The 22,924-nt window shown below is 69.8% G+C and carries 20 protein-coding genes; 6 read left to right on the top strand and 14 right to left on the bottom strand.

Annotated features, from left to right (window positions below; genetic code table 11):
• Positions 1–24 precede the first annotated feature (24 nt).
• From ABD191_RS10100 to ABD191_RS10090, 3 genes are all read right to left on the bottom strand, one after another.
• Positions 25–915 carry an aminoglycoside phosphotransferase family protein gene (locus ABD191_RS10100; protein WP_344079592.1) on the bottom strand — a complete coding sequence of 297 codons (891 nt, stop codon included), beginning with the start codon at positions 913–915 and terminating at the stop codon, positions 25–27.
• Positions 916–1,108: 193 nt separating this feature from the next.
• Entirely contained in the window at positions 1,109–1,729 is a 621-nt protein-coding gene (locus tag ABD191_RS10095) for a hypothetical protein (RefSeq protein WP_344079255.1), read from the bottom strand.
• Positions 1,730–1,915: 186 nt separating this feature from the next.
• Complete coding sequence (locus tag ABD191_RS10090; RefSeq protein WP_344079253.1) at positions 1,916–3,253, bottom strand: helix-turn-helix transcriptional regulator; 1,338 nt, start codon at positions 3,251–3,253, stop codon at positions 1,916–1,918.
• 303 nt (positions 3,254–3,556) lie between these two features.
• Here ABD191_RS10090 and ABD191_RS10085 point away from each other — a divergent pair, with 303 nt between their 5' ends.
• The 5 genes from ABD191_RS10085 (at position 3,557) to ABD191_RS10065 (ending at position 7,769) form a co-directional block, all read left to right on the top strand.
• Entirely contained in the window at positions 3,557–4,126 is a 570-nt protein-coding gene (locus ABD191_RS10085; protein ID WP_344079251.1) for a hypothetical protein, read from the top strand.
• A gap of 146 nt (positions 4,127–4,272) precedes the next feature.
• A complete protein-coding gene (locus ABD191_RS10080) occupies positions 4,273–4,941 on the top strand; it encodes a GNAT family N-acetyltransferase (protein ID WP_344079249.1) in 669 nt (222 codons plus the stop codon).
• An 84-nt stretch (positions 4,942–5,025) separates the two neighbouring features.
• Complete coding sequence (locus ABD191_RS10075; protein WP_344079247.1) at positions 5,026–6,048, top strand: zinc-dependent alcohol dehydrogenase family protein; 1,023 nt, start codon at positions 5,026–5,028, stop codon at positions 6,046–6,048.
• A 96-nt stretch (positions 6,049–6,144) separates the two neighbouring features.
• On the top strand, positions 6,145–6,597 hold the full coding sequence (locus tag ABD191_RS10070) for an iron chaperone (protein WP_344079245.1): 453 nt from the start codon (positions 6,145–6,147) through the stop codon (positions 6,595–6,597).
• A gap of 122 nt (positions 6,598–6,719) precedes the next feature.
• Positions 6,720–7,769 (top strand): NAD(P)-dependent alcohol dehydrogenase, encoded by a 1,050-nt coding sequence (locus ABD191_RS10065; RefSeq protein ID WP_344079244.1) that lies wholly within the window; start codon positions 6,720–6,722, stop codon positions 7,767–7,769.
• Positions 7,770–7,822: 53 nt separating this feature from the next.
• Here ABD191_RS10065 and ABD191_RS10060 read toward each other — a convergent pair whose 3' ends face one another.
• The 4 genes from ABD191_RS10060 to ABD191_RS10045 all read right to left on the bottom strand — a co-directional run bounded on the left by ABD191_RS10060 (position 7,823) and on the right by ABD191_RS10045 (position 12,812).
• A complete protein-coding gene (locus tag ABD191_RS10060) occupies positions 7,823–10,207 on the bottom strand; it encodes an ATP-binding cassette domain-containing protein (RefSeq protein ID WP_344079243.1) in 2,385 nt (794 codons plus the stop codon).
• 43 nt (positions 10,208–10,250) lie between these two features.
• Positions 10,251–10,658 (bottom strand): VOC family protein, encoded by a 408-nt coding sequence (locus ABD191_RS10055; protein WP_344079241.1) that lies wholly within the window; start codon positions 10,656–10,658, stop codon positions 10,251–10,253.
• A gap of 5 nt (positions 10,659–10,663) precedes the next feature.
• Positions 10,664–11,110 carry a helix-turn-helix transcriptional regulator gene (locus tag ABD191_RS10050; RefSeq protein WP_344079239.1) on the bottom strand — a complete coding sequence of 149 codons (447 nt, stop codon included), beginning with the start codon at positions 11,108–11,110 and terminating at the stop codon, positions 10,664–10,666.
• 103 nt (positions 11,111–11,213) lie between these two features.
• The gene (locus ABD191_RS10045; protein WP_344079237.1) at positions 11,214–12,812 is read right to left on the bottom strand and encodes a pectate lyase family protein; all 1,599 of its coding nucleotides are present in this window, start codon (positions 12,810–12,812) and stop codon (positions 11,214–11,216) included.
• Between the two features lie 367 nt (positions 12,813–13,179).
• On the opposite strand from ABD191_RS10045, the gene ABD191_RS10040 reads away from it, so the two are divergent.
• The gene (locus ABD191_RS10040; RefSeq protein WP_344079235.1) at positions 13,180–13,578 is read left to right on the top strand and encodes an LppU/SCO3897 family protein; all 399 of its coding nucleotides are present in this window, start codon (positions 13,180–13,182) and stop codon (positions 13,576–13,578) included.
• Positions 13,579–13,707: 129 nt separating this feature from the next.
• Here the strand turns inward: ABD191_RS10040 and ABD191_RS10035 are convergent, their stop codons facing one another.
• The 7 genes from ABD191_RS10035 to ABD191_RS10005 form a co-directional block, all read right to left on the bottom strand.
• Positions 13,708–15,561 carry an OLD family protein gene (locus tag ABD191_RS10035; protein ID WP_344079233.1) on the bottom strand — a complete coding sequence of 618 codons (1,854 nt, stop codon included), beginning with the start codon at positions 15,559–15,561 and terminating at the stop codon, positions 13,708–13,710.
• A complete protein-coding gene (locus ABD191_RS10030) occupies positions 15,558–17,936 on the bottom strand; it encodes an NACHT domain-containing protein (RefSeq protein ID WP_344079231.1) in 2,379 nt (792 codons plus the stop codon). Before ABD191_RS10030 ends, ABD191_RS10035 begins: the two co-directional genes overlap by 4 nt.
• A gap of 190 nt (positions 17,937–18,126) precedes the next feature.
• A complete protein-coding gene (locus ABD191_RS10025; protein ID WP_344079229.1) occupies positions 18,127–19,383 on the bottom strand; it encodes an adenylosuccinate synthetase in 1,257 nt (418 codons plus the stop codon).
• Positions 19,380–20,348: a hypothetical protein gene (locus ABD191_RS10020; protein ID WP_344079227.1), complete on the bottom strand. Its 969-nt coding sequence runs from the start codon at positions 20,346–20,348 to the stop codon at positions 19,380–19,382. The genes ABD191_RS10025 and ABD191_RS10020 overlap by 4 nt, the downstream gene beginning before the upstream one ends.
• An 18-nt stretch (positions 20,349–20,366) precedes the next feature.
• Entirely contained in the window at positions 20,367–21,407 is a 1,041-nt protein-coding gene (locus ABD191_RS10015) for a lipopolysaccharide kinase InaA family protein (protein ID WP_344079225.1), read from the bottom strand.
• A complete protein-coding gene (locus ABD191_RS10010) occupies positions 21,407–22,159 on the bottom strand; it encodes an NUDIX hydrolase (RefSeq protein WP_344079223.1) in 753 nt (250 codons plus the stop codon). The genes ABD191_RS10015 and ABD191_RS10010 overlap by 1 nt, the downstream gene beginning before the upstream one ends.
• A gap of 130 nt (positions 22,160–22,289) precedes the next feature.
• Positions 22,290–22,924, bottom strand: a 635-nt coding sequence (locus ABD191_RS10005) for a glycoside hydrolase family 11 protein (protein ID WP_344079220.1), incomplete at its 5' end; no start/stop codon positions are given.

Below are 22,924 nucleotides of genomic sequence, written 5' to 3'. Positions count from 1 at the left end.
CGGCCAGCCTGGAGCGCCTTCACGTCAAGGCGTATCGGCCAGGATCCGTTCGAGGGTGCGCAGGCCCATTCGGCTCATGACCGGGTTGCTGTCGACGTAGTACCAGGCCAGGCCCATAGCCTGCTCAAATGCCCAGGCCCTGCCGCGCTCCCATTCGAGGTCGTCGCAGCCCAACTCGGTGCGCAGCACGCCGCGTGGCGCGTCATCCAGCAGGTGCCACGCGCTGACCAGGTCAAGCGCCGGATCCGCCGGCCCCAGACCACCGACGTCGAGCACTCCTGCGAGGCGCCCGCCCGACACGAGCACGTTGCCGGGGATGAGGTCCCCGTGTGTCATGACGTCCGCGCCGGCACGCGGCAACTCGCGTAGGTCCGCCCAGACGCGGCGCAGCCGCGCGACGTCCAGCAGGCCCTCACTGCGCTCGAAGCAGGTTCGCATCCAGTCGTCGTGCGCCGTCAGGTCGCCGCCGCGTCCGTACCCCCGGAACGCGCGCCCCCGCGTGTCGATGGCGCGGACTCCCTGAATGAACTCGGCCAGGTCGTATGCGAACCCGACCGAGCCAGCCGGGTCCTCGTCGGTGGCCACGACTCCCGGTACCCAGGTCTGCACGGACCACGGCATCGGGTAACCCGCCCCGGGTTCCCCGATGGCGACTGGCTCAGGCGTCGGAAACCGCGTACGATCCGCCAACTCCGCGGCCGCCGCCGCCTCAGCGGCCAGCCGGCGGCGCGACCGCTCGACGTCCTCCGGCTGCAGGGGGAACCGCGCCGTCAAAAGCTCGCCGATCCGGAAGATGGCGTTGACCGTTCCCTGCGACGCGAGGTTGCTGATGGGCAGTCCTCGCCACTGCGGGAACTGCTCATCCATCAACTCCCGCACGGTCTCAACGGACACGTGCACCTGGTCCGGATGCATCGCCACTCACCGATCATGCCAGCGACGGCACAGGTACGAACCCGCCGACGTACCTATCGAGGGCCAGCGCCACATCCTCACGGTGAACACCCGACCTCAACCGATCTAGGCCACAACTGGCCGCGCGATGCGGGTCACCGAGGGTGGCGCCGAGGGCCGCGTGGGCACGGCCCGACGGCGCGTTTCGGGGTGCTCAAGGCCGGTTCAGCGCCGCGCGCAGGCCGAACCAGCTGAGGGCGGCCACCAGGGCGACCTGCAGCAGGTACCCGATCATGTTGACCGCCCGGCCGAGCTGCTCAGCCGGAAGCGCCACGAAAATGATGATGTAGACGATGCCGGAGATCGACAGCCAGCGCGGTACGGCCCGCGAGATCAGCGTTCCGACGAGGGCCAGCAGGACCCCGATCGCGATCGCTACCTGGGTGCCGATGATCGCCGGGATCAGCATGTCGAGGTGCGCGTTCAGGGTCTCGAAGAGTGCGCGGCCATCGGCCTCCGGCATGACCGCGGGATCGGCCGCGTAGGCGAACGGGAGCACCTCGGCGGTGATGGTGAGGGCGAAGACGATCCCGCCGACACCAGCTAGGAACGCGCCGATCAGGTTCAGCGCGCCGCCCCGGCCGCGGGCCAGCAGAGCAATGAAGATCGCGAAAGCGACCCAGGAGACGGCGTAGCCGGGGCCGCCGAGGTAGAGGTTCATCGGCCAGTACGCCCCGCCGAGCGACGTCACGTCGTCGAAGCGGATCGTGCCGTCGAAGGGCGGCTCCCAGAAGGCGAAGAAGGTTCTCCCGGCGAGCGAGACGAGCAGGAGCACGAAGAGTCCGACAGGCGCGATTCGCGGCCAGCGGAGGTTCGTCGATGTCGGTCGGGGCGGTGTCACGGCGGGTGGCTCCTCTAGGTGTGGGCGATGCGTGCGCGCTGCCCCAACCGTGGCCGGCAGGCGACCTTCGCGGCATCGGCCTCAGCACCTATCTTCGGTGGAGACTCGCGTGACCAGGTGTTATGCGCTTCGCTGGTTCGCGTTGTCGTGCTCGAGCCAGATCCGCGCGGCCTGGACGCGGCGGTTCGTCCCGGCGTCGGGCGAGAGCCCGAGCTTGACGAAGATCGCCCGCAGGTGGGCGTCGACGGTGCGCTCGGATACGACGAGTTGGGCTGCGATCCCGGCGTTGCTCGCGCCCTCGGCGAGTGCGGCCAGAACCTCGGCCTCGCGCGCGGTGAGGCCCGGGATGGGCACCGGGCCGGTGTCCACGCGTCGGGTAGGCCCGTGCGGCGCCTCGGCGGGGCGGGCGGGCGTGGTCGGGGCCGGGGTTAGCACCGAGATGAGCCGCCCGGTCCCGTGCCAGATACCGACACCGGCCGTGAGCGTGATCATCGCGACGAGAATCGCGACCGGCGTCGCGCCGAGCCCGATGCCGGGGGAGGCGACGATCGTCCCGAGCCCGGTCACGGCGAGTCCGGCGGCGACGAAGCCGACGCCCCGCACCGCGGACGCCAGGTGCCCCGGCGCCACGGCGCCACGAGCGGCCAGCACGGCGCACGCTGCGCTGAACAGGGCGGCGACGGAGAGCGCGATGAGAAAGGCGACCGAGCCCAGCGACGGCTCGACGGCACCCGGGTCCCGGGCCACGGCGAGCAGGAGGCAGAAGCTCACGGTGAGCGGGGCGGCGGTGGCACCGGCCGCCGCGCATCCGAGCCGGCCGCGAGCCGTCCCCTGCGAGCCGAGCGCGGCCCGCCACAGCGATCCGGGGATCAGCAGCAGCGCCACGGCACCGAGCAGCGTGACGATCGCGCCGAGTGGCGCGAGCGTCGTCTGCCATGACTCGGGTGCGATGGTCGGCAGGCCGGTGAACGGCTCGCCGGAGGTGGTGAGGACCGGATTCAACAGTGTGGCCGCCCCGAGCACGGCGGTGAGGATCCGATGGGTCCACGGTGGCCGTTCGTCGGCTCGGACGGCCGCGGAGGCGGTGACCTGCATGAGCCCCAGCGGTGGGATCCAGGCCGTACTCCAGCATGCGATCGCCAGGGGGGCGCTCCCGTTGCCGGTGGCGGCCGCCCAGACGGCCCACCCCGCGGAGAAGAGATAGGCGAGCAGACACGCGCCGAGCCACCGCGCCGTCCGTCCGGCCCGCCGGTTCCCCGCCACGACGAGCCTGCTCGCGGCGAGCATCGCGCCCACTACCGCGATGGCAAGCGCCACTGCGCCGAGTGGATCCGTGGGGAAGCCGGCGTTGCCGTCGAGGCGGAGCAGGCCGAGGACAATCACAGCGACCACACCGGCGAGACCGGCGGCGACGGGGAGGTTGCGGCCCGTGGGGAGCGCCTGGCCCATGCCGATCATGCGTCGGAGCCTAGCGATAGCGGCGACGGATCCGCAGCTTCTCTCCGTTGGTGTGACTGCGAAGCAGTGCGGCCAACCGCTCATGCGACGGCCATCACTGTCGATCGGTCGAAATGTGCAATCGACAGGTGATCCGAATGGTCACGTGAATGCCCGGAGCGGCTGACCCCGCGCGCGGATTGGCCTTACGTATGATTTAAAAATGTCAATACCTATACATTGCAATTGTTATTGCTTAGGCTTTGCGGGCCATGGCTGCAACGAAGTGAGATCGTCCCTACTCACGCAATGCAAGGAGTAACCATGAGCATCCTGAGAACGGCGGCGCGCCTGCCGGTATTGGGTCGCCTCGTCCGCGCCGCGGCCGCAATCGTGGCGGTATCGGTCGCCGTGATCGCCTTCACCGGCAGCGCGGCGTACGCCAGCATCTGGCAACTCACGGACGGCTTCGACTACCAGCCCGCCAGCACCTGGACCGTCGAGGCGTACGGCTCCAGCGGGGGCGGCTTCGACCTCAACGCGGGTACCGCGCGCACCGCTCCGAACAACGCCTACCTGTGGGCTCAGACGCAGTTCTCCGCGGTGGGCCGGTCGGTCACTCTGCGCAACAACTCCACCCGCAATGGCTGCGCCGCCGCGATCTACCTCACCGGGCTCAGCGGGGCGAAGGTGAACATCGAGGTCATCAACCCCTCAACGTGGACCTATATCTCTCTGCGGCAGGTCACCCTGACCGGGGGAGGCTACACCCAGTACACCGTTCCCTCCTGGACGGGCGGGCCCAACACCGTGTACGTGCGCATCGCGCTCGTGGGCAGCGGCGCCTATCAGTTGATCCGCGCCGATGACCTCATCGTGCAGTGCAACTACTAGTAGTTGCCCCACCCAGGTTCGTGAACGCGGAAAGTGCCTCTGACCTGCAACGGCAGGAACGCTACAGGCAGAGGCACTTTTCGCGCGCCGACTCTTGAGCAGGGAAACCGGATGCGGCGGCCGGACGGGCTGGCTACCGTCCGGGCGTGGCCCACATCTATCCCCCGCTGAATATCGAAGTTCGCACGCCGCGCCTGACGCTGGCGGGCGCGTCCGACGACCTGCTCGCACGTCTCGTGCCGCTCGTGCGGGCCGGCGTCGCGGACGCTGAGCCGTGGCCGTTCGACGACCCGAGCTCGCTCTACGCCGACAACCCCGAACGCGAGTGGCGGTGGCTGCGCGGCATCTGGTCCGGCCGGGGCCGGGTGAGTCCGGAGTCGTGGCGGTTGTACTTCGCCGTGCTCGTCGACGGCGAACCGGTCGGCATGCAGGACCTCATCGGCAAGGACTTCGCGCGGTTCGGCACGGTGACCAGCTTCTCGTGGCTGGCCCCGGGCGGCCGCGGCCGAGGGCTCGGCGCGGAGATGCGGGCGGCGATTCTGCACCTGGCCTTCGCCGGGCTGGGCGCGCGCGAGGCGGGCAGCGACGCCTTCGTCGACAACGAGGCGTCCAACCGCATATCCCGCGGCCTGGGCTACGAACCGAACGGCACCGACTGGGACACCCGCCGGGGCGAGCCCGCGCGGATCCAGCAGTGGCGGCTCACCCGGGAGATGTGGGAGCTGCGCCGCCGCGAGGACATCGAGCTGACCGGGGTCGACGAGTGCCTGCCCGTCCTGGGCCTTCCCGCGGCCGCGGCGGAAAGCCGCCGCTAGCGGGCGGTCTCCGCGTACTCCCGGCGGGCTGGCCGCAAAACGGGTTAGCTGAGTGGTGCCGGCCCGTTCGAAGGAGAGACCGTCATGCAGGTTGCCGTTCTGCACGCCCCCGGCGACGTCCGGGTGGAGCAGCGCGAGGATCCGAAGATCGTCGCCCCGACCGATGCGATCATCCGGCTGGCCGCGACCTGTATCTGCGGGTCGGACCTGTGGCCGTACCGGGGGATCGACAAGGTCGACGGGCCGCGGCCGATGGGTCACGAGTACGTCGGCATCGTCGAGGAGGTCGGCAGCGAGGTCCGCACCATCCGGCCCGGGCAGTTCGTGGTCGGCTCCTTCTTCGCCTCCGACAACACGTGCGAGATCTGCCGGGCCGGATACCAGACGCACTGCGTGCACAGCCAGCCCGCCAGTCCCACGGGCGCCCAGGCCGAGTACTCGCGCATCGCGCTGGCCGACGGCACGCTGGTCGCCACCCCCGAGCTGCCGACCGAGGACCTGGTCCCGGGCCTGCTCGCCGCCTCCGACGTGCTGGGCACCGGCTGGTTCGCCGCCGTCGCCGCCGCGGTGGGGCCCGGCAAGACCGTGGCCGTCGTCGGCGACGGCGCCGTGGGCCTGCTCGGCGTGCTGGCCGCCAAGCAGCTCGGCGCCGAACGGATCATCGCGATGAGCCGCCACGAGCCCCGCCAGAAACTGGCGCTGGAGTACGGCGCGACCGACATCGTCACCGAGCGCGGCGACGAGGGCGTCTCCCGCATCAGGGAACTCACCGGCGGCCTGGGGGCGCACTCACTGATCGAGGCGGTCGGCACCCAGGAGTCGATGATGCAGGCGATCCGCGCCACCCGCGCCGGCGGGCACGTCGGCTTCGTGGGCGTCTCCCACGACGTCCACCTTCCTGGTGAGGAACTGTTCCGCTCCGGCGTGCACCTGCACGGCGGGCCCGCGCCCGTGCGCCGCTTCCTGCCCGAGCTGATCGATCTGATCTACCGGCGCGAGATCGACCCGGGCAGGGTCTTCGACCTCACCCTGCCGCTGGCGGAGGCCGCCGAGGGTTACCGGGCGATGGATGAGCGCCGCGCCATCAAGGTCCTCCTGCGACCGTGACCGCGAAGTGATCAGTTTTGGAGAAGCGGCCGTGCCGCCAGGCTTCCTAGCATGGAACTCGAAGTGATCAAGACTGATAGGTGAGGGATACCCGCTATGGCAGAGACCGCGAAGGCAACGAAGAAGGCCGCCAAGAAGGCCACCGGCACGTCGTACAAGGGGTTCACGAAAGAGGAACGCGCCGCGATGAAGGAGCGCGCCGCGGAGCTGAAGTCCGCCGCCAGCGAGAGCGAGGTGGTCGCGAAGATCGAGGAGATGCCGGAGCCGGACCGTGGCATCGCCGAGCGGGTCCACGCCATCATCAAGGCCACCGCGCCGCAGCTCACGCCCCGACTCTGGTACGGCATGCCCGCGTACGCCAAGGACGGTCAGATCGTCTGCTTCGTCCAGCCGGCGGCGAAGTTCAAGACGCGGTACTCGACGTTGGGCTTCAATGACGCCGCGCGCCTCGACGACGGCGCCATGTGGCCGACCGCCTTCGCCCTGACGAAGCTGACCAAGGCGGACGAGGCCCGCATCGCGGCGCTGATCAAGCAGGCGGTGAGCTAGCGGACGACCCCGCCGTTACGGCAACGGGCTGAATTGGAGCAAAACGCCGGGTTAGGGTGACTTGTAAGAATTACTCGAATTCTTCGGGTTTCGATGAAGCTCACTGTCGTACGGGGGCCGACATGAAGGCATTCGTCATGAAGGAGATCGGCCGCGTCGGGTTCACGCACAAGCCCGTCCCGCAGCCGGGTCCCAACGACGCAATCGTGCGCACCAGCCGCGCGCTGATCTGCACCTCCGACTCCCACACGGTCGGCGGCGGGATCGGGCCGCGCCACGACCTCACGCTCGGGCATGAGGCGGTGGGCGTGGTCGCCGAGGTGGGCAGCGAGGTGCGCGAGTTCCGCCCGGGCGACCGGGTCGTGGTCGGCGCGATCACGCCCGACTGGGGCGACCCGGCGTCGCAGGCCGGGCATTCGTCGCAGTCGGGCGGGCCGTTGGGCGGTTGGAAGTTCTCCAACACCAAGGACGGTGTCTTCGCGGAGTACTTCCACGTCAACGAGGCCGACGCGAACATGGCCAGGATTCCGGACGACGTGTCGGACGACGCCGCGGTCTACTGCGCCGACATGCTCTCCACCGGGTTCATGGGCGCCGAACACGGCGACATCCCGATCGGCGGGACGGTGGCCGTGCTCGCGCAGGGCCCGGTCGGATTGATGGGTACGGCCGGCGCGAAGCTGCGCGGCGCCGGGTTGATCATCGGCGTCGACGCCGTGCCCACCCGGCTGAAGCTCGCCCAGACCTACGGCGCCGACGAGATCGTGGACTTCACCCGGGAGGACGTGGTGGAGCGGATCGAGGAACTCACCGGCGGCGAAGGCGTCGACACCGCGATCGAGGCTCTGGGAGCGGACGCCACGTTCCAGATCGCCGTGCGGATCACCAAGCCGGGCGGCACGGTGTCGACCATCGGCTACTACGGCACCGGCGAGTACGTCCATATCCCCCGCGTGCCGTGGGGCGTCGGCATGGCGGAGAAGACGATCGCGACCGGCCTGTGCCCGGGCGGACGCCTGCGCCTGGAGCGGCTGCTGCGGATGCTGTCGGCCAAACGCCTCGACCCGACGCTGATGACCACTCACATCTTCGCGTTCGACGAGATGGAGCAGGCGTTCGAGGTCGCGGACAAGAAGCTCGACGATGTCGTGAAGGTGCTGGTCACCTTCTGAGGTGCCGGCCCGCCGCATCCGGTCGGCGACCGGATGCGGCGGTGGCGCGAACCTCAGGCGCCGACGTACTTTGCCAGGTGCTCACCGGTCAGGGTGGAGCGGGCGGCGACCAGGTCGGCGGGCGTGCCCTCGAAGACGACCCGGCCACCGTCGTGGCCGGCCCCCGGACCGAGGTCGATGATCCAGTCGGCGTGCGCCATGACGGCCTGGTGGTGCTCGATGACGATGACGGACTTGCCCGAGTCGACGAGCCGGTCGAGCAGGGCGAGCAACTGCTCCACGTCGGCCAGGTGCAGGCCGGTGGTCGGCTCGTCGAGGATGTAGACACCGCCCTTGGTGCCCATGTGGGTGGCCAGCTTGAGCCGCTGGCGCTCGCCGCCGGACAGCGTGGTGAGCGGCTGGCCGATCGTAAGGTAGCCGAGCCCGACGTCGGCGAGCCGGTCGAGGATGGTGTGCGCGGCCGGGGTGCGGGCGTCGCCGGAGCCGAAGAACTCCTCCGCCTCGGTCACCGACATGGCGAGCACCTCGGCGATGTCGCGGCCGCCGAGGCGGTATTCCAGCACGGAGGCCTCGAAACGCTTGCCCTCGCACTCCTCGCAGGTCGTCTCGACCGTGGCCATGACGCCCAGGTCGGTGTAGATGACCCCGGCGCCGTTGCAGGCCGGGCAGGCGCCCTCGGAGTTCGCGCTGAACAGGGCCGGCTTGACGCCGTTGGCCTTCGCGAACGCCTTGCGGATCGGCTCGAGCAGGCCCGTGTAGGTGGCCGGGTTGCTGCGCCGCGAGCCGCGGATGGCCCCCTGGTCGATCGTCACGACGCCGTCCTGCCCGGACACCGAGCCGTGGATCAGCGAGCTCTTGCCCGAGCCGGCCACCCCGGTCACGACGGTCAGGACGCCGAGCGGGATGTCGACATCGACGTCGCGCAGGTTGTTGGCGTTCGCCCCGCGCACCTGGAGCGCGCCCTTCGGCTCGCGGACGGACGGCTTGAGGGTGGCGCGGTCGTCCAGGTGCCGGCCGGTGAGCGTGCCGCTGGCCCGCAGCCCGTCGATCGTGCCCTCGAAGACAACCTGGCCACCCTCGGTGCCGGCGCGCGGGCCGAGGTCGACGATGTGGTCCGCGATCGCGATCGCCTCGGGCTTGTGCTCCACGACCAGGACGGTGTTGCCCTTGTCGCGCAGCTGCAGCAGCAGGTCGTTCATCCGCTGGATGTCGTGCGGGTGCAGGCCGATGGTCGGCTCGTCGAAGACGTACGTGACGTCCGTGAGCGACGAGCCGAGGTGGCGGATCATCTTGGTGCGCTGCGCCTCACCGCCGGACAGCGTGCCGGACGGCCGGTCCAGCGAGAGGTAGCCCAGCCCGATCTCCGCGAACGAGTCGAGCAGGTGCTGCAGGCCGGTGAGCAGCGGGCCCACGGACGGCTCGTCGAGTTCGCGCACCCAGTCGGCCAGGTCGCTGATCTGCATCGCGCACAGATCGGCGATGCTCTTGCCGTTGATCTTCGAGGCGCGGGCCTCCGCGCTGAGCCGGGTGCCCTCGCAGTCCGGGCAGGTCTGGAACGTCACCGCCCGCTCCACGAAGGCCCGGATGTGCGGCTGCAGCGCGTCGACGTCCTTGGCCAGCAGCGACTTCTGGATCTTCGGGATGAGCCCCTCATAGGTCACGTTGATGCCGTCGACCTTGATTTTCGTAGGCTCCTTGTAGAGGAGGTCGTGCAGCTCCTTCTTGGTGAACTTGCCGATCGGCTTGTCCGGGTCGAAGAAGCCACTGCCCCGGAAGATGCGGCCGTACCAGCCGTCCATCGTGTAGCCGGGCACGGTCAGCGCGCCCTCGTTGAGCGACCTCGTCTCGTCGTAGAGCGCGGACAGGTCGTAGTCGGTCACCGACCCCATGCCCTCGCAGCGCGGGCACATGCCGCCGAGTCGGGTGAAGGTCACCTTCTCGGCCTTGGTCTTGCCCGCGCCCCGGTCCACCGTGATGGCACCGCTCGCCTTCACTGAAGGCATATTGAACGAGTACGCGTTGGGAGAACCGAGGTGCGGCTGGCCGAGCCGGCTGAACAGGATGCGCAGCATCGCGTTCGCGTCCGTGGCCGTGCCGACCGTGGAGCGGGGGTTGGCGCCCATCCGCTCCTGGTCCACGATGATCGCGGTGGTCAGGCCGTCGAGGTAGTCGACCTCGGGCCGGGCCAGGGTCGGCATGAAGCCCTGCACGAACGCGCTGTACGTCTCGTTGATCAGCCGCTGCGACTCGGCGGCGATGGTGGAGAAGACGAGCGAGCTCTTGCCCGAGCCGGAGACGCCCGTGAACACCGTCAGGCGCCGCTTGGGAATCTCGACACTGACGTCCTTGAGGTTGTTCACCCGCGCGCCGTGCACCCGGATCAGATCGTGGCTGTCGGCGGCGTGCGGCTGCGCGCCCCTGCTCGTGGCCTTGCTCATCGTCTCCCCACCTGTCTCGTCGTCTCGTGGCCGGACGGGCGCCTCAGCTCTGCTGAATACGCAGCAGGTTGCCGGCGGGATCGCGGACGGCGCAGTCGCGGATGCCGTACGGCTGATCGGTCGGCTCCTGGACGATGTCGGCGTCGCTGGCCTGCAACCGCTCGAAGGTGCTGTCGACATCCTTCGTCGCCAGCACGATGCCGGCGAAGGTGCCCTTGGCCATCATCTCGGTGATGGTACGTCGTTCCTCGTCGGTGATGCCGGGGTCGACCGCCGGCGGGTGCAGGACGATGGACGTGCTGGGCTGGTCGACGGGGCCGACCGTGATCCAGCGCATCCCGCCGTACCCGACGTCCTTGCGCACCTCGAAGCCGAGGACGTCGCGGTAGAAGGCCAGGGACTCGTCCGGGTCGGTTTGCGGCAGAAAGCTCGCGTTAATGGTGATGTCCATAGCGGTCAGGCTAGTTGCGACTGGCCGGCCCGCGCTTCTCGAATCCTGATCGGTCTGGTCACCTGTTTCGTGTGGCACGACGGCATCTCGGCGGCCGCCCGCTCGAGTTCCCGGGCACGGTACGCGCTAGGGGGCATCCCGACCAACTCGGTGAACCGGGTGCTGAACGTCCCCAGAGAGGAACAACCCACCTCGAAACACACCTCGGTCACGGTGCGGTCGCCCCGGCGCAGCAGCGCCATGGCGCGCTCGATCCGCCGCGTCATCAGGTACGAGTACGGCGACTCGCCGTAGGCGAGCTTGAACTGGCGGCTGAGGTGTCCGGCGGACATGTTCACGCCGCGGGCGAGGGCCTCCACGTCGAGGGGCCGCGCGTACTCGCGGTCCATCCGGTCGCGCACGCGCCGGAGCAGGACGAGTTCGCGCAGGCGGGGGTCGGTCGCGCTGGTCACGGATACAGCCTGCCCGCCAAACCGCGCACTGCCTAGGCTCAGCGGGCACGAAAAGGTCGGGGCCGGGGCCGTCGTCGTTGACGGCCCCCACCCCACGCAGCCATCAGCTGGCGTACGTCTCGAACTCGCCCACGCGCGGCGTGCCGCTCGCACCGGTGATCTCGAAGGTGACCTTCTTCAGCGAGGTACGGCTGAACGAGATCACCCCACCGTTGCTGTTGCCGGAGGTCAGGACCGCGCCCGTGTCGGCGTTGAGCACCCGCCACGACGTGATCGTGCCCGAGCCGGCCGCGAGCCGGATGTTGATCCGGGCCACGGCGGTCGCGGAGCCCCACTTGATCGAGATCTGCCCGGTGGAGCCCGACGGTGACCAGTAGGTGCTGATGTTGCCGTCCTTGACGTTGCCGTAGCTCGTGCCGTCGGCCTTGCTGGACCCGTCGGCGCCGGCCCCGATGCTGAGGTTCGTGCCGCTGGGCGCGCCCGTCGTCGCGCCGGCGGTCGTGGTCGGCGGGCGCGTCGTCGCGGGCGCGCTGGTCGCCGCGCGCGTCGTGACCGGCGCGCTGGTCGCCGGGCGGGTGGTGGCCGGCCCCGCGGTCACGGAGCAGTTGCCGGTCGAGACCTGCAGGCCCTTGTTGGCGCCCGCCGTCTGGCCGACGATGCCCGGCACGCAGCTCGCCCCGTCCAGGGAGTACGGGTACGGGACGCTGACCGTGGTGGTCGACGCCATCCCCGGGCCCGCCGGGTTGTTCTCCGACGAGCTGGCCGACCAGGTCACGTTGTCCAGGATGTTGCCGCTGGTCTGCCAGTAGCCCTTGGCGTCGGTGTAGAACGTGCCGAGGACGTCCTTGGAGTTCCTGAAGTAGTTGTTGTCGACCTTGGCGCGCGCCCCGGCCCGGGAGTTGATGCCGGACTCGTTGAGGCTCACGTAGTAGTTGTTGTAGATGTGGGCGATGCCGCCGCGCAGCAACGGCGTACGGGAGTCGATGTTCTCGTACAGGTTGTGGTGGAACGTGACGTACCCGTTCGAGGTGTCGCTCTCGCTGGAGCCGATGAGGCCGCCGCGGCCGGAGTTGCGCAGGATGCTGTAGGACAGCGTCACGTACTGGGTGTTGTCCTTCATGTCGAACAGGCCGTCGAAGCCCTCCGACTCGCCACCGGACGCCTCCAGCGTGACGTGGTCGACCCAGACGTTGCGGACGGTGCTCTCCATGCCGATGGCGTCGCCACCGTTCGACGTCGGCGAGCCGGACTTCTTGACGTTCCGGACGGTCACGTTCTGGATGATGATGTTGCTGGAGTCACGGATGTGGATGCCCAGCTGGTCGAAGACGGCGCCGCCGCCCACGCCGACGATCGTGACGTTGCTGATCTCCTTGAGCTCGATCTTGTCCGCGGCGGTGTTGCAGCTGCTGCCCGAGACCTTCGTGGTGTTGCCGTGGTTGATGGTGCCGGAGACCTGAATGATGATCGGGGTGCTGCTGCTGGCCCGGTTGCACAGCGCCGCGTGGATCGCGGTACCGGAGGAGGCCTGCACCGTCTGGCCACCCGCGCCGCCGGTGGTTCCGCCGTTCTGGGTCGCGTAGCCGGTGACGCCACCGGTCGCCGCCGATGCCTCGGGCATGAGCAGAACCACGCCGGTGGCGGCCGCGACGGCCGTCGTACCCAGCGCGGCATAAAGTCGCAATGCGACTGGTCGTCTCATCCTCGCCTTACCTTTCGCCAATGAGCGCAGGACATTCGCTGGTCTGGACCAGGCGTCGCCCGTCGCCCGTCGCGAGGGACGGCCACGACGCATCGTCGACGTGGGGACGCCTTTCGTTGCCGTAGGCAGGGCCTGGGCCGGGACGGTCCAGATATAAGGAAAGCGCTTTCCAAGCGTGAGGATAGGGCGGCGTCCGTCATTGACGCAAGGCGATGTCCGAATAGAGGCGTATGTCCATCAGTGATGGCCCGCCGACATGAAACGGACATGCTGGATGTCCGACAGCCCAGGCCCCGCAAGGGGTCGCGAGCGACGCACCCAACCAGTAGCGTGTCGACGTTCTATCACCCCGTGACGAGGATTTCCCATGTCAGATGCCGCGTTTCCGGCCCCGCCCCCCACTCCCCCCAAGAAGAAGACCGGCAAGATCATCCTCATCGTCGTCCTGCTCCTGGTGGTGCTCTGCGCCCTCGGCGGCGTCGTCGTGTACTTCCTGCTGAACAAGGCCGTCGACACCGCCTACGCGGAGGGCAACTGCGTCGACTCCATGTCGACGTCCGCGACCGCCCAGTCCACGGCCGTCCCGAACGCCGTCGACTGCTCCGACTCGAAGGCCGTCGGCAAGATCCTCAAGGTTGTCGACGGCAAGGGCGCGGCCGAGGCCGAGGCCGAGTGCGGCAACGTGCCCGGCGTCACCAGCTACACCGTGTTGCTCATCAAGGGCGGCGACACCAAGCTGCTCTGCCTGGGCCCGAACACGAAGTAGTCCGCGCCCGGCATCCCCGATCGCATGCGGTGGCGGTGGGCCACAGCCCGCCGCCGCCGCAGCGCTCAGGATCGGCGGCCTCAGGCTCGCATCGGCTAAGCGTGGCCATTGGCCTCCACGTCAACGGCTTCACCCGTCCAGGAATCCATCAATGGCACGCGACAGCGCGGCGGCGGCCTCGGCCTCGACGGGACGACCGGCCTCGTCGAATGCGTCGAGTATTCGCCGGCACTGGCGCCCGTCGCCCAAATCGACCGAGGCAACGCGCCGGCAGAACTCCTTGAAACCGATGGTCCCGTCGTACCCGGCCTCCTGCCAGGACAACGCGGTCACGCCGTAAACCTTGGGGTGGACGACCTGGAACACGTCGGACAGCCCATGCATGACCAGCCGGAGCCGGTTCTCGAGCCCGCCATCGATCACCGCGTGAAACAGTCGAATGAGCTCGACGTCCTCGTGCCGGGCATCCCGCGCGGTCCGGATAGCGGCGCGCAGCTGGCGCAGCGCGACATGCCGGCCGCCTGTCGCGACAGCCGCCAGCAGTTCGTTCCACTGCCGCTGCGCCGCGTCGCCGCGCACTGCGTCGAATACCATTCCGAACGGGGTGGACATCATCCGCTGCCAAACCGATGTCGCCGCGACACCAGCGCCTTTCACCCCGTGCATTCGGCTCAACAGGACGTTGGCAGCGGCTAGGCGTGGGCCGTACAAGCGTTCCAGAAGCTCAACGTCCCAGTCGCCCTCGACGTAGAGCACCCGGGTGCCCGCGAGGATGCCGGGTCCATGGCTGGCCAGGGTGGTAAGCAAGGTCCCGATACCCCGTTCTGGACGGTCGAGCGAGAAGTGGCCCGGTTCGTCGAAAACGAGGAAGTCCCCGATGCCGACGAACCGGGCAGCGAACTCGAGACTGTGCGTGGCGACAAGCGTCCGGCCGTCGCTGCCACGTCCGGCCAACGCGTCGGCGAGGACGCGCGCCTCGCTGGCGAAGAGGTGCACCTCCGGCTCGTCCATCGCTACCCAGGTCGACCGGGTGGCGAATGGGCCAGGCACCCCAGGCGGGACAAACACCGGGTCGATCGTGCCGGCGAGTGCCGCTTCGTCGGAGGTACGGATGGCATCGCCGGCCACCTCCGCCACACATTGGCTCAGCTCACGCAGCGTCTCGGTCGCCGCCAGGGTGCACCAGCGGCTCATCGCACGGCTGGTGTGCGCGACCGGGATCCACTCGCCGGCCACCCGTACGTGCCAGGCGAAGTCCTCGGCGGGACGGCAGCTCAGTTCCAGGGGAAAGCCGGCGAGCCTGCGCAGCCGCGCGGTCGTCCGTTCAGCTAGGAGCGTGCAGTAGGCCGTCGCAAGCGTCAGCAGGGAAATGGCCTCGCCATCGGCGCGCGTCGCGACCAGCGGGTTGGCGTAGAGCGTGGCATCGCTGAGCACGTGCGCCGCCCAGTCCCGAAACGCCCGCGCCACCGCGCGGTCGAGACCCGCCGGATCTTCCGCGTCCGGGTTGACCCAGGGCTCGACGGTGAGCGCCGCGTGCCGGCTGCCAGCGGGCAGCCGGACCAGCTCGTTGAACGGGTCATCGGGAGATACCGCGCCGATCACCGCGCCGTTGTGGGCGAGCCGCACGGTCCACCACAGGTCTGGGCGGTCAAGGTGGGCACACCACCAGGCTTCGTCGTCGTCCTGCGCGCGGGTCGCCTCGGCCGCCTCGAAGAGCTCCTTGTCGCTGAGGTCGTGCGGCCGGCGTCGGTCCTCGATGCGGCGCCGCGCCAAGGTCAGGTACGGCGCGAGCCGACGCGGAAGGGACGAGAAGAGCCGTGCCGTGTGCCGATCCACGAGCGACCGCAGCAGGCGTGTCTTGCCATAGCCGTTTGGCCCGATAAGGATGATCGGCCGTTCGAGGTATGGCACGAGTACCGGCTCACGAAACGGAGGCCCAGGGTCGGCCAGCCAGCCGAGGAAGCTCGCCCGCGCCCCGGTCACGAACCGGTCCGAGGCAGTAGCCGGTCGAGGACCCCCTCTATCACGGGCCCACGCGTGCCGTTGCGGACGAACGCGACGACGTCGGCCTGCACGTCCGTGTCATCCGAGAGGCAGACTGTCGGCCGGCCGCTGCTGTTCGTCCGGCCCTCGTAGAGCACCCCTTCGGCGCGGAGACCTCGGTAGAGCCGACGGACCACGAAGTCCCGCCGTCGGGGATCGGTGCCTCCCATGAAAGCCGTCCAGCTGATGGCGTCGTCGATGGCCACATTGTTCTCGCCCATCTTCGACTTCACGAACTTGCTGAGCCGGCCGTACAGCACCTCGGCGGCCCACTCCCGGAAGTCGTCCGACCGAGAAGATCCCTCTGGGGTGGCGCTCGGCTGCCCGGCGAATCGATCGCGCAACTGCGGCCCGAAGAGCTGCTCGTCATCAATCGTCACGCTGGCCACGATGGCGGCAGCGATTCCGGGCGACACGGTACAGCCGCGCAGCGTTGTGCGGTCGAGGACGGTCTCGTCAAACCGGACGCCGGACAGGTCGCAGTCCTCGAAGTAGCAGTCGGCCAGGTTAGCGCCGCGCAGATCCGTGTCGTGGAACGCGACCGAGGTGAAGCTGCGGCCGGACAGGTCGCGTCCAGCGAGGATGCCGCGCAGCTCCGCCGGGAGTGCGGTTCTACCGGTCGCCTCCGGCTCCCGCCGGGACAGCCACATCTGCACCAGATTGCGGACCAGCTTGTCGCCGTTTTCCGGCACCCGCTCCAGCAGCCAACTCCGGGTCGCCTCGTCGAGCAGACCGGCTGCGGAGCGCAGCACCCCCTCGGGCAGATCCCGGCTGGTGATCACCTCGTCCGCGTTCTTTTGCCGGGCACGCAACAGCCTCGCGAGCGCGCAACCTTGGAAGTAGTCGCGCCAGACCTGGTGGCGCATGGTGACCACGGCGGTGCGGCCCTGGCTTTCCTGCAGGAAGTGGTGGCTGGCCAGCTTCTCCCAGTCGGCACGGGCGACCTCATCGTCGACCGCCTCGGCCGCGAACACCGCGAGGTCGTCACGGCTGTATCCCGGACCGCCCGTCTGCAGCAGGTCGAAGGCGATTCCCTCAAGGAATGTCTGCTGCTGCTCGTCGGTGAAATCGTGCGCCTGGCGCTTGCGCTCGCGCTGGAAGGCGCGGCCCACCAGGAACTGCAGGCTGCCCAGCCGCCGGATATCACTGATGGAGAACTGCTCGCTGGCCACCTGGTTCGCGAACTCGACGAGGAAGATCGGGCTACCGAGGATCTCGAGGTTGGTGTCGTTGTCCACGACCGCCTGCGCCCGCTCCAGCGCCCGCGATCGGTCGGGTGCCTCGCCGAGCCGCTTCTTGAGGTATTCCCGCGCCTGAGTCCGGTCGAAGGGCAGCAGGTCAATGACCTCAACATCAGACTCCGGGAGCAGCGGGTCACCGACCTGGCCCACCACGTCTGACGCGGTGCGGTAGAACGTCGAGCGCGACGTGAGCAGGATCCGGCTCTCCGGACCGGCCTGCTGTACGAAGTTGGTGATGTTGTCACGCGCCGTCTCGGGGTTGGCCTCGACCATCTCGTCGTATCCGTCCAGGATGAACAGGACCCGGCCGAGCGAGATAAGGAACTGGAACGCCTCGATGGTGAGCCGGTTGTTGCCGAACCGGTCGAGCGCCTCCAGGATGAGCCCCGCGAAGGACGTGGAGCGCCGGTACTGCCCGAAGGAGATGAGGATCGGCAGCGGCGGGCGCATGGCACCATCAGCCTGCTGATAATAGGTCGCGATGCGCTTCGCGAGAATGTGCGTGATCTTGCTTTTGCCATGTCCGGCCGGTGCGAGCACGATGCAGAGCCGCGGGGTGTTCCCCTTGGCCCAACCGTTGAAGAGGTGGGCGGTCGCCTCGATCCGTCCCAGGCCGGGCACCTGTGCCCGCTGCTCGACGAAGTCCTCGGAGTTCAGCAGCTCGGCGTTGCGCCCCGAGGCACCGGTCAATTCGTCACAGACGCTGTCCGGCCGCAGAAAGCCGTCGAGAAACTCCGAGATGGTCACGACCCGGCGCACCAACCCGCGCACGGCGCCGCCAATCCGCGGCACCCAGCCGGCCATCGCGTCCGGCACGATCATGTCGGTACGCGATGGGTCCGCGATCGCCTCGCTCAACAGGTCACGCAGGTCGCGCGGCTCGGTCGACGGACTGGGCGGCTCGAAAACCACGTACGCGTTGACCAGCGTGTAATCGTCGTTACTCGTGACGAGGTGCACGTCTTCGTCGACCTGGACCGCGCTTCTCATGTCGACCCGCTGTGCCTTGAGGAATCCGTCCAGGATCTCGACGACCGACATCCGGATCCGACGGTCCGCCACCGTGATCGACATTTGTCCCCTCCGCAGCCAAAGCGAACGGTTCGCCCCCGGGACGCTAGCGGCGTGGCGGCGTGCAAGACATGGTTCGACCGTCCACAGGGATGGACAGGTTGATGCTGGGCAGATGGACACTCGGTTCGGTGACGTGGCACAACGCCCTACGTGGGACAGGCCGGTCAGCCGTGTCCTCACGACCGCGCGGTCAGGCCGAGAGGCCGACGGGCCTCCTCACCGTCTTGTCCGCCGCCGTCGGACCATGGGAGGCCAGCACGACCGGCGCGCCGGCGGCCCCCTCGACCGCCGCGATCCAGTCGGTGGGCGCCTCGGCGTCCAGGCGGGGCGCGGCCCCGGCGAGCCGGGCGGTCAGGGCCGCCTGGTGGTCCAGGTCGCGGTGCGGTCCCGGCACGAGCCGGTCGACACCATCGGAGTACGCCCGACAGATCCGCAGTCCGGGCGTAACCTCGGCGACGTCGACGTGGCTGAGGGCGAGCCCGTCAACGCCCCCGCACACCTCGATGGCGTACCGGTGGGCGACCGCGTCGAAGTGCCCGACCCGGAACGCGCCCTGCCACGGGCCGGTGTGGTTGTGCGGGTCGACCAGGGTCGCCGTCAGGTGCGCGTCCTCGGTGACCAGCGGCCCGGCCCCGTGCCGGGTGGTGAAACACCGCAGCACCCCGAGCCGGTAGAAGTCCGGCGTCAGGGCGGCCACGTTGTCGAACGTCGTGGTACTCCACGTCGTGTACGGGTGAAAGCCCCGCCACTCGTCGAGCAGTACGCCCTGCGCCCCCTCGAACACGCACCCCCCGGCGCGTAGCAGGGCGTCCAGGTCGCTGCCGTCGGCCAGCCGCAGCAGCGCCGCGACCGCCACGTACGCCTCAAGGCATGCCTCGACCGGTGGCGCGTCGACCGCGGCGAGCGACGCGGACGCCGCGTCGGCCCACGACCGCAGCGCGGACAGCTTGCGCCGCAACAGCGCCGGGGCGAACAGGTCACCCGCGCGGATCGCCGCGTCCGGATGGTCGAGCGAGTGCGCGACCGTCTCGCCGACGCCCATGCCGCACGAGCCGTGCCGGGCCGCGCCCCGGGCCAGTTCCCGCGCCCGGTTGACCGCCTGGTGGTACGGGGTGGCGACGAGCGCGTCGCGGTCCACGGTGAGCAGGGCGTACGGGTCGGGCACGCCCAGCGCGGTCAGGTGCTCGGCCTCGGCCGTGAGGGCCAGCGGGTCGAACACCATGAACCGCGACAGGAACGTCGGCACGCCGCGCAGGGTGCCCGAGCCGAACTGGGCGAAGGTGTGCGAGCGCCCGTCGGCGGTCACCACGTTGTGGCCGGCCTGCGCGCCGCCGTTGAAGCGGATCACCGCGGGGACCGGCCGTGTCGCGCACAGCCAGTCCACCACGGTGCCCTTGCCGGCGTCGCCGAACCCGAGATCGACGACAGCGACGTGTCCAGTGTTCACAGGCGCACGAGTCCGTCGGGGCCGTCGGTCGGGTCGGTCAGCGCCGGGCCGACGGCCAGGTCACGACCGGCGCCGCCGATGCGGGCCAGGGCCCGTCCGACCGTCGCGCCGGCCGTCGAGCCGACGTCGGCGAGGTCCTCCAGGCCGGCGTCGAGGTCGATGGCGCCCTCCTCCAGGCCGACCGTGAGCGCGATCGTCTCGCACACCGCGTCGAGGTCGTCGAGCTCGATGACGTTCTGGCCGAGCAGGTCGCGCCAGTAGCGCAGGATCGACCGGCTGCCCGCGTTGGACGTCCCGGCGGGCAGGATGTAGTAGACGTGGTACTTGCGCTGGAGTTCGGCGACCAGCGCCTCCGTGCTGAGGTCCTCGCTCAGGTCGTCACCGATGATCTTCTTGACCTCGCGCGCCTTGACCCGGCGGTAGGCCAGCTCGTCACCGATGATGAACAGGTAGCCCCGCCGGCCGCGCTTCTCGTAGCAGTCGATCGTGGTGTGCCGCGCCATGAAGTACATGGCCAGCTCGTACGACTCGGTCTGCTGGCCGCCGCCGCCCCCTTCGAGCAGGATGCGGCCCAGGTCCTCGTCCATCCGGTTGTCCGACTCGAACTGGCCGACCTGCAGCGGTGCCCGGTCGCAGGTCGCGTCGCCGATCGCCCCGAACATGATGTGCGGGTCGGCCACGTACCCCTTGCGCAGCAGCAGTCCCAGCAGGCCCGGCAGCTTGACCTGCAGGGTGCGCGGCACGCTGTGCATCGAGCCGGTGACGTCGAAGAGCACCGCGATCGCCAGCGACCGCGGGTGCTCGTCGCTGTCGCGGCTCTCCCGCGCGGTCACCCCGTACGGATTGAGCGCCGGGTGCACCTTCCGCGCCCCCGAGTCGCTGTACGCGAACGCGCTCGCGCCGGTGCGGGCCCGGGTGTGCGCCGCCGCGTCGTACACGTCGGTGGACCACAGTCCACTGCCCATTGTCGTACCTCCCCTTTTCTAGGTGGTGTGTCGCGGCCAGGCGGGGACCGTCGCGGGTAGCGCGAACGGCCGGAACCGCCGGGGGCCGAAGGTCTGTTCGAGCCGGTCGTCCAGCTCGGTGAGCAGGCGCCAGGCGTCCTGCGGGCGGGCCGCTGGCGGGCGCAGCAGGCACCCGCGGGCGAACTGCCGCAGGGCGTGCGGCGCGCGGTCACCCATGAGCGCGAGGACGCACCGGGTGGCCAGGTAGATGTCGGTGGCGGCGGTGGCCCGCTCGCGGGCGGGCACCTCCGGCGGGTACCAGTCGCGGTAGCGCCCCACCATCGCCGGGATCCGGCCGGCCGGTGGTGTGGCCGCGTAGGTCCAGCCGACCAGCACCAGGCCGTGCTCGCGCGGCTCGATGAGCACGTGCTCGGGCAGCACCGCGCCGTGCACGACGCCGGCCCGGTGCGCCACGCCGATGGCGACGAGCAGGCGCCGCCACATCCACGCCACGTCGCGCGCGTCGAGGCCGCTCGGATAGGCCTCGCGCACGGCGGCGAGGCTGACGAACCCGTCGAGCCGGTCGAACACGGCGACCGCCCGGTCGGCGCCGCTGTCGCGGTCGCGATGGGTGAACGCGTCACGCATCCGGGGCAGGTAGGCGCGGTGCTCCGGCCGCACCTGCGCGGCCACGCGGCGCAGCGCCGCCGCCTCGCCGTGCAGCAGGTCGTTGTCCGCCGGTCGCCGGACGACCTTGAGCAGCACCGGGGTGGTGCCCGTGGTCGCGTCGAGGTAGTCGGCGACGTCGTCGACCGCGAGCCGCTCCCCCACCCGGTAGGTGCCGGACGGGGCGGTGACCGTGCGGTCGCCGTGCCGGGCCGACCACAGCGCGCTCAGCGTGGCGAACGCGGCGTGCGCGGCGGCGGCCTCGTCGGCGCCGACCCGGTCGGGGTGCACGAGCTTGGCCAACGCGCGGTAGATCGCCGTGGCCGCCCGCGGGTCCGCGCCGAAGACCTCGTTATGGGTACGCGCGCCGCGCAGCAGCCTGGCCGCCGAGGCGAAGTCCGTGGGCGCCGTCATCACTGCTCCCCCTCGGGGCGCAGCAGGGCCGGGTGCAGCAGGGTGGCGTCGCCGGCCCGGTAGAGGCGGGCCCGGCGCCCGCCGCGCGTCCCGCCGCGCTCGGTCATCTCGCCGGCGTCGACGACGAACCCCGGCGTGGAGAGCACCTTGCGGTGGAAGTTGCCCGCGTGCGGCTCGACGCCCCACACGGCCGCGTAGACCCCGCGCAGCTCCGAGATGGTGAACTCGGGCCCCACGAAGGAGGTCGCCAGCGGGGTGTACTCGAGCTTGGCGCGGGCCCGCTCCAAGCCGTCGGCGAGGATCGCGTCGTGGTCGAAGGCGAGCCGGCGCGCGCGGTCGACCGGCAGCCACCCGGCGGCGGCCGCGTCGCCGCCGGACACCGGGTCGGGCATGTCGGCCCCGAAGGCCAGGTAGGCCACGGAGAACACGCGCATCCGCGGGTCGCGGTCGGGCGCGCCGTACGTGGCGAGCTGCTCCAGGTGCACCCGGTTGAGCGCGGCGTGGCCGGGCACCAGGCCGGTCTCCTCGGCCAGTTCGCGGGCGGCGGCAGCGTCGAGCGTCTCGCCGCGCACGCGCCCCTTCGCGTCGCGCGACGATCGGACGAAGCCACCGGGCAACGCGAGCCTGCCGAGGAACGGCTCCTCGCCGCGCTCGACGAGCAGCACCTGCAGCGCACCGTCGCGGATGGTCAGCGCGACGATGTCGACGGTCACCGCCGCCGGCTCATACCGCGAAGGATCGTAGTCCCGCACCCGCGCTCCAAGTTGTTCTCAGTCTTAGAATTTCTCGGTTCGAGAACAACCTAGCATGTGCTGTCCCGCTCAGCAACGCGTGTGGCGCGGCCCCCCGAAGGAAGCCGCGCCACACGGTGCGTTGCCGCTGTCAGCCTGTTCGGCAGGATACCGAGGGCCAGTTCCAGTTGCCGTTGTGTTGGATGGTCACGCCCCAGTTGTTGCCGCTACCGTTCGGTCTGGCGACGAGCTGTTGCGCACTCGGGTAACTGGCGCTGATGTTCCAGGTCGCGATGATCTTCGCGGGCGACGGGACGTTCATCGTCACGATCCAGTTGCTGGAGCCGCTGACCGAGACGTTGAGGTTGTACCGGTCGCTCCACTGGCTGCCCGCGGACAGCGAAGCGGTGCAGCTACCGCCGCCGCCACCGCTGGCGGTCGTCGGCGTGCCGCCGCCGCTGCTACCGGTGGTCGGCGTGGTGCCCCCGCCGCCGTTGTTGGAGCCGCCGTCGCTGACGGTGATGTTGGAGCTGCCGCTGCTCTGGTAGCCCTCGGTCGCCATGATCTGGTAGTCGTGCTGACCCAGCGTCAGACCCGCCGAACGCCACGCGTTGAAGTGGTTGGCCACCGTGATCGTGCCGCCGGTGCGCTTGGACTGGCGTACGGACCAGTACTGGTAGAACGTGGCGGTGCCCTGGATGGAGGGCTGGTTGACCCGCTGCGTGCGGTACAGGTCGTAGGTGCTGCCGTCACTGACGACCGACCCGAACCGCTGAGCACCCGTGG

It is taken from the genome of Luedemannella helvata, from assembly GCF_039528415.1.
Lineage (GTDB): Bacteria > Actinomycetota > Actinomycetes > Mycobacteriales > Micromonosporaceae > Luedemannella > Luedemannella helvata.
The sequence above is the reverse complement of the archived record's forward strand: the minus strand, read 5'-3'. Positions and strand labels throughout refer to the sequence as shown.